The organism is Virgibacillus litoralis (assembly GCF_017873675.1).
Classification (GTDB): domain Bacteria; phylum Bacillota; class Bacilli; order Bacillales; family Amphibacillaceae; genus Lentibacillus; species Lentibacillus litoralis.
Genome location: NZ_JAGGKK010000022.1, coordinates 1 through 15,014, shown reverse-complemented (window position 1 = coordinate 15,014; position 15,014 = coordinate 1). Strand labels below are relative to the sequence as shown.

At 37.2% G+C, this 15,014-nt stretch carries 18 protein-coding genes, 1 other RNA gene and 1 pseudogene; 2 read left to right on the top strand and 18 right to left on the bottom strand.

What is annotated here, in order from left to right:
- From holB to tadA, 13 genes and pseudogenes are all read right to left on the bottom strand, one after another.
- Nucleotides 1-990 (bottom strand): DNA polymerase III subunit delta', encoded by a 990-nt coding sequence (gene holB / locus J2Z82_RS16515; protein ID WP_209481918.1) that lies wholly within the window; start codon nucleotides 988-990, stop codon nucleotides 1-3.
- 22 nt (nucleotides 991-1,012) lie between these two features.
- Entirely contained in the window at nucleotides 1,013-1,453 is a 441-nt protein-coding gene (locus J2Z82_RS16510; protein WP_342453658.1) for a YaaR family protein, read from the bottom strand.
- 56 nt (nucleotides 1,454-1,509) lie between these two features.
- Nucleotides 1,510-1,839 (bottom strand): cyclic-di-AMP receptor, encoded by a 330-nt coding sequence (locus J2Z82_RS16505; RefSeq protein ID WP_092490969.1) that lies wholly within the window; start codon nucleotides 1,837-1,839, stop codon nucleotides 1,510-1,512.
- A pseudogene (tmk, locus tag J2Z82_RS16500) lies at nucleotides 1,808-2,489 on the bottom strand (dTMP kinase). Before tmk ends, J2Z82_RS16505 begins: the two are co-directional and overlap by 32 nt.
- Before the next feature lie 5 nt (nucleotides 2,490-2,494).
- Nucleotides 2,495-3,916: an aminotransferase class I/II-fold pyridoxal phosphate-dependent enzyme gene (locus J2Z82_RS16495; RefSeq protein WP_209481916.1), complete on the bottom strand. Its 1,422-nt coding sequence runs from the start codon at nucleotides 3,914-3,916 to the stop codon at nucleotides 2,495-2,497.
- 82 nt (nucleotides 3,917-3,998) lie between these two features.
- Nucleotides 3,999-4,190 carry a sigma factor G inhibitor Gin gene (locus J2Z82_RS16490; RefSeq protein ID WP_209481915.1) on the bottom strand — a complete coding sequence of 64 codons (192 nt, stop codon included), beginning with the start codon at nucleotides 4,188-4,190 and terminating at the stop codon, nucleotides 3,999-4,001.
- Nucleotides 4,191-4,927: 737 nt separating this feature from the next.
- Nucleotides 4,928-5,191, bottom strand: coding sequence for a pro-sigmaK processing inhibitor BofA family protein (locus J2Z82_RS16485; protein ID WP_092490973.1), 264 nt, complete (start codon nucleotides 5,189-5,191; stop codon nucleotides 4,928-4,930).
- Nucleotides 5,192-5,261: 70 nt separating this feature from the next.
- Entirely contained in the window at nucleotides 5,262-5,486 is a 225-nt protein-coding gene (locus tag J2Z82_RS16480) for a YaaL family protein (protein WP_209481914.1), read from the bottom strand.
- A 93-nt stretch (nucleotides 5,487-5,579) separates the two neighbouring features.
- A complete protein-coding gene (gene recR, locus J2Z82_RS16475; protein WP_092490975.1) occupies nucleotides 5,580-6,176 on the bottom strand; it encodes a recombination mediator RecR in 597 nt (198 codons plus the stop codon).
- An 11-nt stretch (nucleotides 6,177-6,187) separates the two neighbouring features.
- On the bottom strand, nucleotides 6,188-6,505 hold the full coding sequence (locus J2Z82_RS16470) for a YbaB/EbfC family nucleoid-associated protein (RefSeq protein ID WP_092490976.1): 318 nt from the start codon (nucleotides 6,503-6,505) through the stop codon (nucleotides 6,188-6,190).
- A gap of 41 nt (nucleotides 6,506-6,546) precedes the next feature.
- Nucleotides 6,547-8,238 carry a DNA polymerase III subunit gamma/tau gene (gene dnaX / locus J2Z82_RS16465; RefSeq protein WP_209481913.1) on the bottom strand — a complete coding sequence of 564 codons (1,692 nt, stop codon included), beginning with the start codon at nucleotides 8,236-8,238 and terminating at the stop codon, nucleotides 6,547-6,549.
- 194 nt (nucleotides 8,239-8,432) lie between these two features.
- Nucleotides 8,433-8,698: signal recognition particle sRNA large type (gene ffs, locus J2Z82_RS16460), an RNA gene on the bottom strand.
- A gap of 67 nt (nucleotides 8,699-8,765) precedes the next feature.
- Nucleotides 8,766-9,230: a tRNA adenosine(34) deaminase TadA gene (gene tadA, locus J2Z82_RS16455; protein WP_209481912.1), complete on the bottom strand. Its 465-nt coding sequence runs from the start codon at nucleotides 9,228-9,230 to the stop codon at nucleotides 8,766-8,768.
- Between the two features lie 62 nt (nucleotides 9,231-9,292).
- On the opposite strand from tadA, the gene J2Z82_RS16450 reads away from it, so the two are divergent.
- Both J2Z82_RS16450 and J2Z82_RS16445 read left to right on the top strand, forming a co-directional pair.
- Nucleotides 9,293-9,826: a cysteine hydrolase family protein gene (locus J2Z82_RS16450; protein ID WP_209481911.1), complete on the top strand. Its 534-nt coding sequence runs from the start codon at nucleotides 9,293-9,295 to the stop codon at nucleotides 9,824-9,826.
- A 63-nt stretch (nucleotides 9,827-9,889) separates the two neighbouring features.
- A complete protein-coding gene (locus J2Z82_RS16445; protein ID WP_209481910.1) occupies nucleotides 9,890-11,179 on the top strand; it encodes a glycoside hydrolase family 18 protein in 1,290 nt (429 codons plus the stop codon).
- A 116-nt stretch (nucleotides 11,180-11,295) separates the two neighbouring features.
- On the opposite strand, the gene J2Z82_RS16440 is transcribed toward J2Z82_RS16445, so the two are convergent.
- The 5 genes from J2Z82_RS16440 to J2Z82_RS16420 form a co-directional block, all read right to left on the bottom strand.
- Entirely contained in the window at nucleotides 11,296-11,814 is a 519-nt protein-coding gene (locus J2Z82_RS16440; protein WP_209481909.1) for a type 1 glutamine amidotransferase domain-containing protein, read from the bottom strand.
- Nucleotides 11,815-12,422: 608 nt separating this feature from the next.
- Nucleotides 12,423-13,259, bottom strand: a complete 837-nt coding sequence (locus tag J2Z82_RS16435; protein ID WP_209481908.1) for a hypothetical protein — start codon at nucleotides 13,257-13,259, stop codon at nucleotides 12,423-12,425.
- A 199-nt stretch (nucleotides 13,260-13,458) separates the two neighbouring features.
- On the bottom strand, nucleotides 13,459-13,791 hold the full coding sequence (locus J2Z82_RS16430) for an NUDIX domain-containing protein (protein WP_342453657.1): 333 nt from the start codon (nucleotides 13,789-13,791) through the stop codon (nucleotides 13,459-13,461).
- A 161-nt stretch (nucleotides 13,792-13,952) separates the two neighbouring features.
- Nucleotides 13,953-14,408: a GNAT family N-acetyltransferase gene (locus J2Z82_RS16425; protein ID WP_209481907.1), complete on the bottom strand. Its 456-nt coding sequence runs from the start codon at nucleotides 14,406-14,408 to the stop codon at nucleotides 13,953-13,955.
- Between the two features lie 124 nt (nucleotides 14,409-14,532).
- Nucleotides 14,533-15,014: ribonuclease FAU-1 family protein (locus J2Z82_RS16420; protein ID WP_209481906.1), on the bottom strand; the 482-nt coding region annotated here is incomplete at its 5' end.

The following is a 15,014-nucleotide window of genomic DNA, read 5'->3' as shown; positions in this document are numbered from 1 at the left end:
TCACCTCTGTATTTGAACGGTAAGTTGTTCCATTACCAGTGTTGGATTAACATTCTGCTTCAATTTGCGTTTAGCATCAAGAAGCTTATTTAAGTTGGCTAGTAATTTTTCCTGTGAAAAGAACATCACGAGCCCTTCTACTTTTTCGTCATCCTTTGCAAAGACTACCATTGCTTCTTCTCTACCGATATGAAAATAAAGAATATCCTTAAAAGCTAGCATTAATAAATCCAGCCCTTGTTCTTGCTGTTTTCTTTCCTTAAAATGCGGCATCCAGTGATTATGAATAAATAAAAAAACCTCATCTGGATTCTTGGAGAACATTTCTATTAATTGTACCATTAATTTTCGCGCCTGCGCAAACCACTCATCTCCATTCAAGGCGATTGCATCATCCAAATTATTCGTCAAAGCGCTCATTAGAATTGCATTTCTCTCAGACATTCCAGAATCTAGTAGTTGCTTTTGAAAAGCTTGCGGATTTAACGGCTGCAAATCAATTACCTGACAGCGTGAACGAATAGTGGAAATTATGGACTGGCTATTCTCAGTAATCATAATTGCAGTAGTCTTCTTGCTGGGTTCTTCCAGAAACTTTAATATCCGATTCGCTGCATTTGTTGTTAACGTATCAGCACCTTTGATGACATATACTTTCTGACTGGATTCTAGTCCTGAATACGTAAATTCTTTTTGCAGATGTTCAATTTGTTCTTTCTTAATCGATTGTCCATCAGGTTCGATCCAATGCAAATCTGGATGATTTCCTGAATCTATTCGTTTACACTCATTACATTCCTGGCAAGGCTCCACATCAATCTTATGGGTACAAAAAAGAACCTTTGCTAATAATAAACCAATTGCTTCTTTCCCTGTTCCTCGTTCGCCTTGTATTAAATAGGCATGCGATATGCGGTCTTTTTTAATGCTATTGGTGATAATTTTACTCGCTAATGGCTGGATATCTGCTACTTCAGACCACGTCTTCATAATTCCCCGTCCTTACTATCCGTTACGTATATAAATTAACCAGTAAACCCTTTATCTCCCCAATAAGGCCAAGCAGATCTACTGTCTTTTTTTCCTGATTCATTATATCTTCAGTTAATTCAATTAACTTTTCGTCGACTTCCTTAACGATTGCCAGTTTGCTGTTGTTACCGTCCATGCTAAAGCTATGCGACTTCTGCAAGTCAAGTCCATTATATACTGTTTCCTGTAAAAACCCTTTGACCATCCGTTTAAACTTCACCAAATCCCGAAAAGAACGAAATCGAGCAAGCTTATCTCCTTGAAGCGTAATGTTTTTCATTAATTGCTGAACTTCTTGCTGCTTTAATTTATGTGTTTGGGACTGAACCATTCCATCAAAGGATGGGCGACCATCTGCAGCTGCTTTCTGGTTTTTAGTTGTCGTGTCCATTTGTGACGGAAGTTCCTGATTAATTTTCACAGGATCAGCCCCTTTCTATATAGTGTATCTTTTCAGCAGTTCATAGATATTTGTTCTTAGAACTGCATAAATGATTCAATTGGCAGTATAAATACTGTTGCACCACCGACTTCGACTTTTACAGGTTTTGGGATATACGAATCTGCATTTCCGCCCATCGGTGAAATAGGTGCTACCATTTGTTCACGTTGAGAGCAATTATCCCGGATTATATTTAAGGCTTCATCGACATATTCATCCTCACAGCCAATCATTAAAGTGGTATTGCCTTCTTTCAAAAAACCACCAGTTGTTGCAAGTTTTGTTGTCTTGAAGTTTTCCCCGCCTAAAGCATCAGTAAGACGGTTGGTATCTTTATCCTGAATAACAGCAATAATTAACTTCATTATTCTTACCTCCCTTACGATTTATTTGTTAAACGGGAAACTATAAGATTCATTGCATCTGCTTCAACTTGTTCGAAAGGCTGATTAGCATTTATGACTTGGATTCGCTCAGGAAATTTACGCACAAGCTTTTGATATGCCTGATAGACTTGTTCATGAAAATGAATATTTTCCAAATCCAAACGGTTCCTCTCTCTATCTTTATTCGCCGAAATTCGCTCTAAACCTTTTTTTGGTTCAATATTAAAAAATATTGTCATATCGGGCATACAATCCTGAATGGCAAATTGGTTAATCGTAAAAACTTCATCCATCCCAAGACCTCTTGCGTAACCTTGATAGGCTAAACTGCTATCAATAAAACGGTCGCATAATACAATTCTCCCACTTTCTAAGGCTGGTAATACCTTTTCAGCCAAATGTTGTCGGCGTGCGGCTGCATAAAGTAGAGCTTCGGTTCTTCCGTCCATTGTTGTATGGGTTGGGTCGAGAATTATTTTTCGTATCTTTTCTGCTATATCAATTCCACCAGGTTCACGTGTAGTTAGAACATCATAGCCCATCGTTGTTAGTTTTTTTCCTAGAGATTGGAGAATAGATGATTTGCCTGCACCCTCGCCACCCTCAACTGTTATAAAATATCCGCTCACGTAATTTACTCCTTTATATTTAGAACGCTAATTCCATTCGTTATATCACGATGTTGTATTTCAACACCTTGTTCTGATAGATGTCTTATTATATTGATATGTTTATCTGTAATCCGTTCACCTTTTAAAATAAGCGGTATTCCAGGTGGATATGGGACAATCGCTTCTGCTGCAACATATCCGGATGATTTATTAAGTGGAACTTTTAATGTATCAAGTTGCTGTATTGTTTGATAAGAAACAGCAAGCTCATGAATACGATCTGTAAAAAGATTGTCTGCCTCTATTGTAGCATGATTTGGGCAAATTTTTAATTGTTCCTTTATTCGTTTTACTGCTTTTTTTAGATGATTGATATTTTCAAATGGAGCGAGACCATGAATTAATAATACCTGATTATGCGTAACAAGTTCCGGATAAACATGCTGATTTTCAAGAATACTTGCTACACCTTTTGCAGAAACCCCTTCTTTTAAATGCAGGGTTATTTTTAGTTGATCGTTCGCTGAAAGTATATCCCATAGTTCTGGAACCTCAAGTATATCTCGAACCATTGCAACACTTTCCATAATGTTATCTATATCTTCTACTTTCATTGTTGCCAGAAATGATCGTGCAATATCCAAAGATGCCATTAACGGATAGGATGGGCTGCTTGATTGAATTAACTGCAAATAATGCGTAATCTTTTCTTTTGATACAAGCCCTGAACGAAAATGTAAAAAAGAACCCATTGTCATAGCTGGTGCCATTTTATGCGCGGAGTGGATTACTACATCTGCTCCTAAATCGAGCGCTGATTGCGGAAAAGCATTATCAATTGAAAAATGTACACCATGAGCCTCATCAACAAGTACTGGTATATTATATTCATGCGCAAGTTCAATCGATTCTTTAATCGGAAATGTTTTACCGAAATAATCCGGATAGGTCAGTACAACTGCTTTTGCGTCGGGATGCTGTTTCAGTGCATCTTTTAGCGTAGTGCTGCTTGGGGCTGTATAGCGATCAGCTGAATTATTAAATTCAGGTGCAATAAAAACGGGTCTCGCTCCACTTAATTCCAATCCATTGAAAATTGATTTATGACTATTGCGCTGTACAATTACTTTTTCATTAGTTGAACATGTTGCTAATATCATTGCAAGATTTCCTGCAGTACTTCCACCTACAAGAAAATAAGTGGCATCCGCCCTGAAATATTCAGCTGCAAGATTCTGCGCTTCCGCTATCACGCCATGTGGGGAGTGTAAATCATCAAGGCCGGGAAGTTCAGTCATGTCCAGCTTTAAAATAGAATTGAAATAAGTTTGGGCATTTTCCGGGAAGATTCCTCCGTTCTTATGACCTGGCACATGGAAGGAAATAGGGTTCATTTCAGCTAACTGTTGAAGTGCATCAAGTAACGGTGTTGCATTTTGTTTCATATAACATTCCATCCTCTTTATTCATCTTCTTTTATCTTAACAAAAAAGGCCTCTGCAAGTATAACTGCAAAGACCTTACTATTTATGAATATAATGTTGGTTGATTCATATTTTTTAATTTTTGTAGATAATAATGATATTTTTCTTCTCTTGGCTCCGTGTGAATCATATTTCTTTCGCATTCACAACAGATAAATAGTTTGTATAAATGAATTCCTTTTTCTTTCTCCTCTTCACAGATACCACAGCGTTCATTTAAAATTACTTGTTTCATCTCCCCACCTCCGTTAGCTTAGTATCTCCTAATCTAACGAAATATATACATAAAAATCTTTGAAACATCGAAACTTCTTATTCATAACTATATGTGCTGTTAGCCTGTATGTTTCCACATTTCAGAAAATATTTCTTACATATTTCTTTTACCTTTCCCTGTAATTCATAGATGATTGTCCAAATCCCATAATCTGATCTTATTATGCTAGTTTTAAGTCGCAGTTGATATAAAATGCGACGTAACTGCGAGAATAAAATCTATAAACTCTCGCCCCTCCGTCCGGGGTCGCTACGGGCGGATGCTTTCCGCGGGCAACGCTTCAGCTTCCTCGGAAGCCAAAACCGCTTCCTGCGGGATCTTCAGCTGTTGCTATTCCCGCAGGAGTCACCGCCCTCCGCTCACCCGGACTAGTGTAGTGCTGTCACACATTTATTCTATAGCGAATCCTACTCCAGTCAACAGCGGAGGAAATACACGGAGACTCCTGTGGGAGCCGAGGCCTAGATGAGACTACGCAGCGACGTAGGAGCAAGGAGGCTCATCAGCCGCCCACGGAAAGCGTAGTGTATTTCCGAAGCGGTGTTATAGCACTCAACAATTTTCAAATGTTACTTCGCATTTTTTAGCCGTTATAAAATGATACAAGATCTCATACTGCAACAACAATCCTAGCCCACAAACTAAAAACGCACGTGGATTCATAATAGATTCCACATGCATTTAATGCTTATTGTTTATATAACAAATAGATGAATAGCGGCGAGCGAGGTTACACCAAACAATCCTAAAAACCCAGATATAACTACGGTAAATAGATTGATAGGAATATGCAACCCGATAGCTCCTCCGAATACATTAAAGAAAAATAAAAACAAAATGCCAATTCCCAATTTAATGGTACTGCTTCCAATAAAGCGCATTGGTTTCACAGGAGCACCTACAAATAATAGGATTACTATTAAAGCAACCATAATTGATATTACTATTGTTGAACCCAAGTCAAATCACTCCTTTTACTTGTCCCTTTCTACTTACATATGAAAAGGAATCAAGAAAAAGAACTTAAAACTATTTATTATATCGAATTGCACTAATTTTTCTTCGTCGTGCTTCACGTAATAAAAACATGTACTTTACCTGTGAAATGTTCTCCCTATAATAGCCATCTGCTGTTGGTTCAATACTTTTTTCGACAATTGACTTGATTTGTTTCCACTCTCGCTCTAATGTAAAAATAGAATCTAATAATTCCTCATCTACTGTGCGCTTCATCTTTTTGCTTTTTCTAGCCATGTTGTCACCTATCTTTTAGAAAACTTGACTTACCGCCTGTTTTGGCGAAAATCTGTTCTCTTTCTGCTTGTTGGAATTTTATAGCTTGTAGTGCTACAAATCTCTTCTTCCCTCTAATGCTTTTGATAAGGTTACTTCATCAGCATATTCTAAATCTCCACCGACAGGTAACCCGTGTGCGATTCGGCTTGTCTTGATTCCTGATGGTTTAACAAGCCTTGAAATATACATTGCTGTTGCTTCCCCTTCGATGTTCGGATTTGTTGCGAGAATTATTTCTTCTACTTCTTCATCCTTTAACCTATTAATCAAATCGGGCACATTTATATCTTCTGGCCCAATACCATCCATCGGTGATATTGCACCATGAAGTACATGATATTTGCCATGGAATTCTTTCATTTTTTCCATTGCAATAACATCCTTAGGATCCTGAACAACACAAATAATCGACTGGTCTCTTGAGGTATCCTGGCAAATAGAACAAGGATCCTGATCCGTTATATGACCACAAGTCGAACAATGTGTTAGTTCACGCTTAGCATTAACTAGTGATTTTGCGAAATCCAATACATCATCATCTTTCATATTTAACACAAAAAACGCCAGCCGAACAGCTGTCTTAGGTCCGATACCTGGCAATTTTGTAAAACTGTCAATCAATTTGGAAATCGGTTCTGGATAATACATCAAAGTGCCTCCTAGAACATTCCAGGCATATTCATTCCTTGTGTGAATTGTCCCATAGTTTCATTTGTTTTGTCGTCAATTTGCTTTATAACATCATTTGTCGCTGTAAGAATCAGGTCTTGTAACATTTCCACATCATCTGGATCAACTACATCTTCCTTGATTTGAACATCAGTAATTTCCTTTTTACCGTTTGCAACTACAGTAACCATGCCGCCACCTGCAGATGATTCAAAACTCATTTCATGTAATTCTTCCTGTGCTGCCATCATTTTCTTTTGCATTTTTTGCATTTGCTTCATCATGTTACCCATATTTCCACCTTTCATGGAAATCGCCTCCTCAAAATTTATTAATCATGCAAGCTTTATTAATCATGAACTTCCAATAAGTCATCACCAACAAGTTTCCTTGCTTCTTCAACTAACGGGTCCTCTTGCTGGCCTTCCTCAGTGGTTGCTGCTTGTTCTTGCTTACTTATATATTCATTGCGTAATTCCTGCCAATTATTAGCTGGAATTGGAATGATTGTTAATTTTTTACCAGTAGCACTAGTCAGCACTGATTCAATAGTCTCCCGATTATCCATAAATAAGGAACAATGAATTTCATACTTAAATTGAACCACAAGTGCCTGATCTGATGCTGCTGCAGGCTTGCTATCCTGAATAGTTGCATGTGCAGGAGCACTAGTCGTCTTCAGTTTATTTAAAAATGAAGCCCATTGTGATTGCACTTCTTTTAATGCTGGTTTTTGCGCTTCCTGAAGTACATGTCGAATTTTTTCATATGGAACTTTAAAGCTATTCTTTGTTGTTCTTGGCTGTGATCGTCTTGGCTCGTTTGACTGGGCTTGACGACCTGTATTTGCAGGGGCTTCTTTTAATGTTGTCAGTTCTTTTTCTAAATACTCCAGCCTGCTTAATAGTTTTGTAATGGCCTCTGAATCAGCAGCGCTATTTGATTCATTTTCCCTATAGTCTTTATTCGTAATCGTAAGTAAAGCAATTTCGATAAATACTTTTGGGCTGTTTGTCCATTTTATTTCCTGCTGACATTGATTAAGCTGCATAATTGCATCCTGAATCCAATCAATTGAAACACTCTCGGCAAGTTGTTTAAAACTATCATCGATGATCGCCCGTTCCAGAATACCTTCTAAGTTTGGCGCGCTTTTGTAAAGCAATAAATCGCGTGAAAAATAAATGAGGTCATATACAAATCGTGCTGGATCTTTTCCGTGTTGAATTAACTCATCCAATAATGATAAGGCACTTTGTACATCTTTTTCATGCATTGCTTTAACAATATCTGTTAGTATTTCCTGCGAGACACCACCAGTAACTGCAAGGACATCTTCCAGCTCAACCCCTTCCTCACTATAGGAGATTGCCTGATCGAGAATACTTAATGCATCACGCATACCACCCTCTGCAGCTAACGCAATTGTTTCTAAGGCTTCCGGTGATACGGTTATCCCCTCTGCCTCAATAATTGACTGCATTCGTTCGACAATCGACTGACTCGAAATCGGTTTAAAATCAAAGCGCTGGCACCTCGAAACAATCGTCAGTGGTATTTTATGCGGTTCGGTTGTTGCCAAAATAAACACAACATGCTTTGGAGGTTCCTCCAATGTCTTCAGCAATGCATTAAATGCATTCGTCGAGATCATATGAACCTCATCAATAATGTATACCTTATAAGGTACCGAGCTTGATGCATACCTTACCTTATCACGAATATCACGGATATCTTCAACACTTGTATGTGATGCAGCATCCATCTCGATTATATCAGAAATGGAACCATCCTGGATTCCACGGCATGAAGCACATTCATTACATGGTTCTTTCACAGGGGCATTTTCACAGTTTATCGTTTTTGCGAAAATCTTAGCAGCACTCGTTTTCCCCGTCCCACGTGGCCCGGAAAATATATACGCATGCGAGAACTTCTCCTGTACTATAGCATTTTGCAAAGTTCTAGTAATATGCGATTGTCCCACAACATCCTGGAAGTTTCTCGGACGCCATACACGATATAAAGCCTGATAGCTCATAATGAACGTTCCCCTTTGTGAATTCTATCTAAATTATACTCGATTATGGGGGTGAATGTGAACCTTAACGTATAATTCATTTTATTTGGTAAAATTAAAGTGCTAAATCGTTCATTTTCATTGATAACATATTAAGAATAAAAAGGCTGTATCAAACATCACAATGGATATTGATACAGCCTTTAATTATGTAACCGTGCACCCACTGTCGATAAGGCGTCCCTAAGCGTTACTCAAGTTCATGGCTCGGCCTAGGCTTCCCCGCGGCACACTGAGATAACCACTTACTGCTGCTTCCTTCCGGATCTGACAGAATTCATGGGTCTCTGTTGCGCAGGACCTCGGCGTCAACACCAATCCCTTAAGGCAGACCCTAAAGTCGTCTTACCTCGAATGGGAATTCAGCCTCGCTATAGCGGATTGCGAGTACAGGGCACCGCTACCTCCCCACTTAGCACGGCAATAATAATTATAACGATTTTACAGTAATAATGCAATTAGAAATTGATGAGATTATTTGGAAGTTATTATTTTTTCCTTTTTCGCAAATCCTTAAAAAAATCAGTAAGCAGATTTCTGCATTCCTCCTCCAAAATGCCACTTGTAAGTTCAACCTGATGATTGAAACGTTCGTCATCCAGTAAATTCATCAACGTACCTGCACAGCCTGCCTTTTTATCAATTGCACCAAATACGACACGCTTAATTCGTGATTGCACAATAGCACCAGCACACATCGGACAAGGTTCAAGTGTCACATATAACGTACAGTCCTCAAGCCTCCAACTGCCGATTTTTTCGTTCGCCTTTCTTATAGCAACAAGCTCAGCATGGGATAAAGTTTCCTGTGAAGTTTCGCGTAGATTGTATCCTGTCGCAATAATTTCACCTTTAAATACAATTACAGCTCCTATAGGAACCTCACCAATTTCTTTTGCTTTTATCGCTTGATTTATTGCATCACGCATATATATTACATCATCCAAATCCATACACCTCGCAAAGTTTGAAATCACCAATATAGGAAATAATGAGAAATAGAAAGGAGTCTCCTATGAAAACCTACATTGATAATAGCGCAATTATATTTATTGATATTATTAACAATTTTAATTTTGACGGCAGTGAAAAACTACTCAAGAACACTAATGAAATTTTACCACATTTAAAGCGCTTAAGAAGTTTTGGCAAAAAAAGTAATATACCAATTATCTATGTAAATGATCATTATGGCTTGTGGCAGGCAGACTTTCGCAAAATTATTAATCATTGTGAGAATAAATTCAGCCAACACATTATCCACGAGCTAAAGCCAGATGATGATGATTATTTTCTAATCAAGCCACAGCATTCAGCCTTTTTCCAAAGTCCACTACATGCCTTGCTAAATGACCTTGGCAAAACCAATTTAATCCTGGCAGGAATTGCTGGAGATATATGTATTTTATTTACTGCAAAAGATGCCTATATGTATCAATACTCTATGCATATTCCTAAGAATTGTATGGCATCCGAAGAAAAAGAAGGTAATGAGTATGCTCTATACTTAATGCGTTCCGTTATGGATGCAAACACTGAACCAATCTAAAGGTATATCTGCCCCATCCCCCTCATAAAGTGTAAGTAGGACGAAATCGTGGGAGGGATTTTTGTGCAAATTCATGTTGTACAACAAGGGGATACACTAAATGCAATTGCAAATACATATGGGGCTAACCCTAGTGATGTCATCGATTCCAATGAACTGGATACACCAAATAACCTTGTTGTAGGTCAATCACTAGTAATTCCTATTGCTGGTGAATTTTATGTTGTTCAGCCCGGTGATAGCTTGTATTCTATTGCTCAAAAATTTGGTATGTCATATCAGCAATTAGCTCAAATAAATAATTTACAGGTAGGAAGTATATTATCTGTTAGCCAACGCCTATATATACCTGCCAGACAAAAACGCGAAATTACCGTTAATGCTTATATTGAGCCAACTGGTGATGAAGTTTCAGAAACATTAATTAACTCTGCAACCAAAAATGCTCCATACCTTACGTACCTTGCCCCTTTTAGCTACCGGGTGAGTCGTGATGGAACCCTTACAGCACCACCACTTGATAACTTTAAGCAAATTGCAGATGCCGAAAATGTATCACTTATGCTCGTAGTAACTACCTTGGAAGAAGGATCTTTCAGCAGAGATCTAGGTCATATCATCGTAACCGTTCAGGCAGTACAAAATACGCTGCTGGACAACATTGTCAATGTAGCAAATGAAGTTGGATATAGTGATGTTCACTTCGACTTTGAATTCTTGCCGCCAGAAGATAGAGAAGCGTATAATAATTTTTTACGTAAAGCAAAGCAGCGACTTTCAGAAGCCGGTTTATTAATGTCGACCGCACTAGCACCAAAAACCAGTGCAGAACAAGAGGGGGCATGGTATGAAGCACACGACTATGCGGTACATGGTGAATTAGCGGATTTTGTAGTGTTAATGACCTATGAATGGGGATATAGCGGTGGTCCACCAAGGGCTGTATCACCAATAAATGAAGTCCGTAAAGTAGTTAACTTTGCCTTAAGTGTAATGCCTGCAAATAAAATCTTATTAGGACAAAATCTATACGGCTATGACTGGACATTACCTTATGAAGAAGGTGGCGAACCTGCTGAAGCACTCAGCCCGCAACAAGCAATTGCCAGAGCCCGCGAGCAGAACGTAGCTATTGAGTACGATACAGAAGCACAGGCTCCATTTTATACGTATACAGATGACCAGGGAAATCAGCATGAGGTATGGTTTGAAGATGCCAGATCAATTCAGGCGAAATTTGATTTAATTAAACAATTGGGATTGCGTGGAATAAGTTATTGGAAACTTGGATTGGCATTTCCACAAAATTGGATTCTGCTACAGGATAACTTTACTATTGAAAAACTGGAATAAAAATATAAAGAAAAATAAATCCGAACTAATTCGAATTCTATTTCAAGAATTTCGAATCACAGTTCGGATTTCACTTTGACTAAAACACTTTTGTCCTAGCCCTCTTGTTCGTTTTATTATTTATCTAAAAGCTTTAATGACTCCCGATTAAATGCAGGAATGTCATCTGGCTGTCTGCTTGTAACCAGTTGATTGTCGCAAACAACAACCTCTTCATCTTTTACATTTGCACCGGCGTAATCCATATCCACTTGAATAGATTTAAAACCTGTAGCTTTGCGTCCTTCTAATGTTCTAGCTGTAATTAATAGCTGAGGACCGTGGCAGATTGCTAATACCGGTTTTTTTACATCCATAAAGTGTTTGGCAAAGGTCACGAACCGTTCATCGGCACGTAATTGATCAGGTGAAAACCCACCAGGAATAAATAATGCATCAAATTCTTCCGGATTCACATCATCAATTGATTCATCAATGATGACAGTTGCCTCGTTATTTTTACCGGTTACTTGTTTTCCTTTTTCCTTTTCTATAGTTACCACTTCATGTCCAGCATCCTTAAATTCTTTTGCTGGACTTGTATATTCTACATCCTCAAACATATTTGTTAATACTGCTGCTATTTTTTTACCCATTTGTGATCCGCTCCTTTTAAGAAGATGATTCATAAATGAGTATTCCCATTTTATCCAAATTAAAACAACCCCGCCTCATACTAATGGGGTTCACTTGTGAGGTGCAACATCACAAGTGAAATCTCACCTATAATCACATAACCGTTAAATTTACAGTAAAAAATAGATTAGATAGTTCTCCAAGCCGAGATACTGGCCATCACATTCAAATGACTCCCTAATGATAAACTCTTCTAATCCTGGTAAAGACATGTTAGAATTCAATTGCACGCATCTCCTTTTGTAGATTGTTTATTGGTCTAAACAAAGTCTAACAAAATTAGGAGATTGCGTGTTTTCTTTTATCAGAATTCTTTCTGTACCCCAACATATATTTAGAGCCTATTTTTGAGCCCTAAAAAAGGGTGCCAAATAGTAACGGGTTCCATTATGAGGTGCGGCAAGCGAAATCTCTTAGTAAATCGCAAAGGAAATCACAACCAAAATCACAAAAAAATCGCATTATTATTCACAAGAAAAGGAGCTTGAATTCAAACTCCTTTATTATTGGACGATTATTTTCTTATTCAACTAAAGCCCATTAGTTGAACAAGGTGTGTTGGTAATAATCATATAACCTTATCAATAATTTTCTCTACCCATATTGGATTTTCTTCAATATCTAATTTATCACAAAGAGAACCATGAACTTTTCTAAACTCATGAACTATACTTTTCATAACATTTTTTATTTCGTTTTTATTTCTTCCGCATTCCCAGCTCTCAAGGAGAGTTTTCTGCCAGTTCTCCAACTTACTTCTGTTTCCTTCATATTTAGCCCAGTCACTAAAAGCATTTGGTTGAACCCCTGCATTCATATACCATGCAGTTGCAATTGATAACCGTAAACTATCGATACAATTCAAAGCATAATAATACTCGTTTCTCATAGCTCTTCTATATGCTTCATGTAAATGTGCAGAAAACTTTGTTCGCCACAACTCAAATTCATCAAACGATGGTTCATAGGTTAGAGTCATTGACCTTTTTAGAATTCCTGCTATCATGTCATCTTTATCTTTAATAATTTTTATATTTTTCAACCAAACAGAGGGACGAATATCATCAGGCTTATAATAAAATGTATCTACTTTAATGAAACACTCATAGTGAATAACAGTATAAATCGAAAATGGGTTCATGTCTTCAAAATAGAGGACATTTCCCCATCTTTGAGGACGCTTTTTTTTGTTTGAAATGTATTCCTCAATTTTTTCAGGTTTTACAACTACTCTAAGGTCAATATCTGAATACAAATCCGTATTCTCATTTCCAATGGAACCACCATAAAAAAGTGCTAAAACATTATCATCGTTTAGAAAATCATTTTCGATTGCTTTCATAAGTTTTTTTCGATAATTAGGTAATTCTAAGTCTCTTTCTTCATGATTAATTACAAATCCCACTCATTAAAAACCACTCCCTATTTATTCATATACAGATACTATTCTATAAAAACAGTCTATTATCCTTCTTCATCTATTCTGCGGCTATAGTTGAACAAGGAGTGCAATTCCATATTCAAGGAAAGCACCCTTTACTTGAATATGCCTTGAACATTTAAAGCAACTTCTTTAGGTTTAACATCAATAGATGGTAATTTATCTAAATCAACCCACATAGGCGAATATGTTCGTCTATGTACACTTCACCTTCTCCAGTTCCGAATTCCCCATCAATTATTTCAGATAGAAAAAAATATTGGGTTCCGTTGTATTCGACCTTTGAAATGCAGTCTTTCACCTTAACTTCTACGCCCAATTCTTCCAATGCTTCTCTTTTCGCTCCATCTACTGATGTTTCGCCATTTTCTATTCCACCGCCAGGAAACACATAATAAATATTTCCTTCTCTAATTCTTTTAATTAATCCAACCCTCTTATTTTCTACAATTACTACCGAAGCTCTATCTCGAAATACCGTAACCCCCCTAACCAAGTCTTATTATAGAATTCTGCTTCATTAATTTAAGTACATCTGTTCACATACTTGTTTTAACATAAGATTCCAATGATTCCCCAAATACAAAAATAGGATCGCCGTAAACGACGATCATTTGTTAAACTCTTGCACCCTTTAGTTAAGCAAGACAAATAATTTTATATCTCTTTTATCATCATAACATTTGTAGTTTGATAGCCTAGTTTCTCATATAGACCTCTTGCTACTTTGTTATGACCAAAAACGTGAAGTCCTATTTTCCTTAAACCCAATTTTTTACCCATTATTTCAATTTGACTCATTGCTTCCTTACCATACCCAAGTCCCTGATATTTTTCTGAAATCCTAATATCACGGATAAATCCGTTCTCGTTATTCTTTTGTTCAAGCCATACTGCTCCAATTGTTTGACCTTCATTTAGAATAGAATATAAGAAATTATTTTCAGTGGTCTCACCTTTGGGCAAAAGTTTTTCATATTCCTCTCTCGCCTTACTAATAGACTCTTCTTCATTCCAATTATTAGATAAAACTTTTTCTTTAGCATAATTTTCTACCGCTGATTTAAGATATATTTGAAATTCCCCAGTATTCATTAACATTAAAGTAACCAATACTTCCCCCCCTAAAAATATACTGACTCTTCTTGAACAAACCTGCTGCGTTGATTCAAATAAGAATAGGATCGCCAAATTCGACGATCCCTTGTTAAACTATTGCACCCGTTAGCGCAATAGTCTATTGAAGTTTTTCAAATAAAATCTTTTTATGTTTGTTTGCTAGTTTCAATAAACCAAATTCACCATTTTTAATTAGTTCAGTTACCTTATTTGCTTCATTCCAAGCTAAGTTGTATTGATATTTTGTAATCACACCACTTATAAAAGCATCCTGAAGCTCATCAGCATCAAGATGTATGATTTCCCCTGATGGTAGGACTACAATATCTAAAAATAGGTCATCCATCCAAGGTACGTCATTTTCCATTCCGTTTTGAAGGCAAATATCTATATACCATTGAACAATTTCACCGTTTGCATTGAACATAGTTGTGACTGTGTGGTGGGCTTCTAAAGGGTATTGATGAAGCCACATATAGCCGTTAGCAACAATACAAACTTCCTTCTGCCTATATCTTTTTGATAGTGGCTCAGTCACTTCAATTAAATGGATTAAAGTTGCATATCCATAAAAGTCATTGGAATTAAAAAATGACTGTG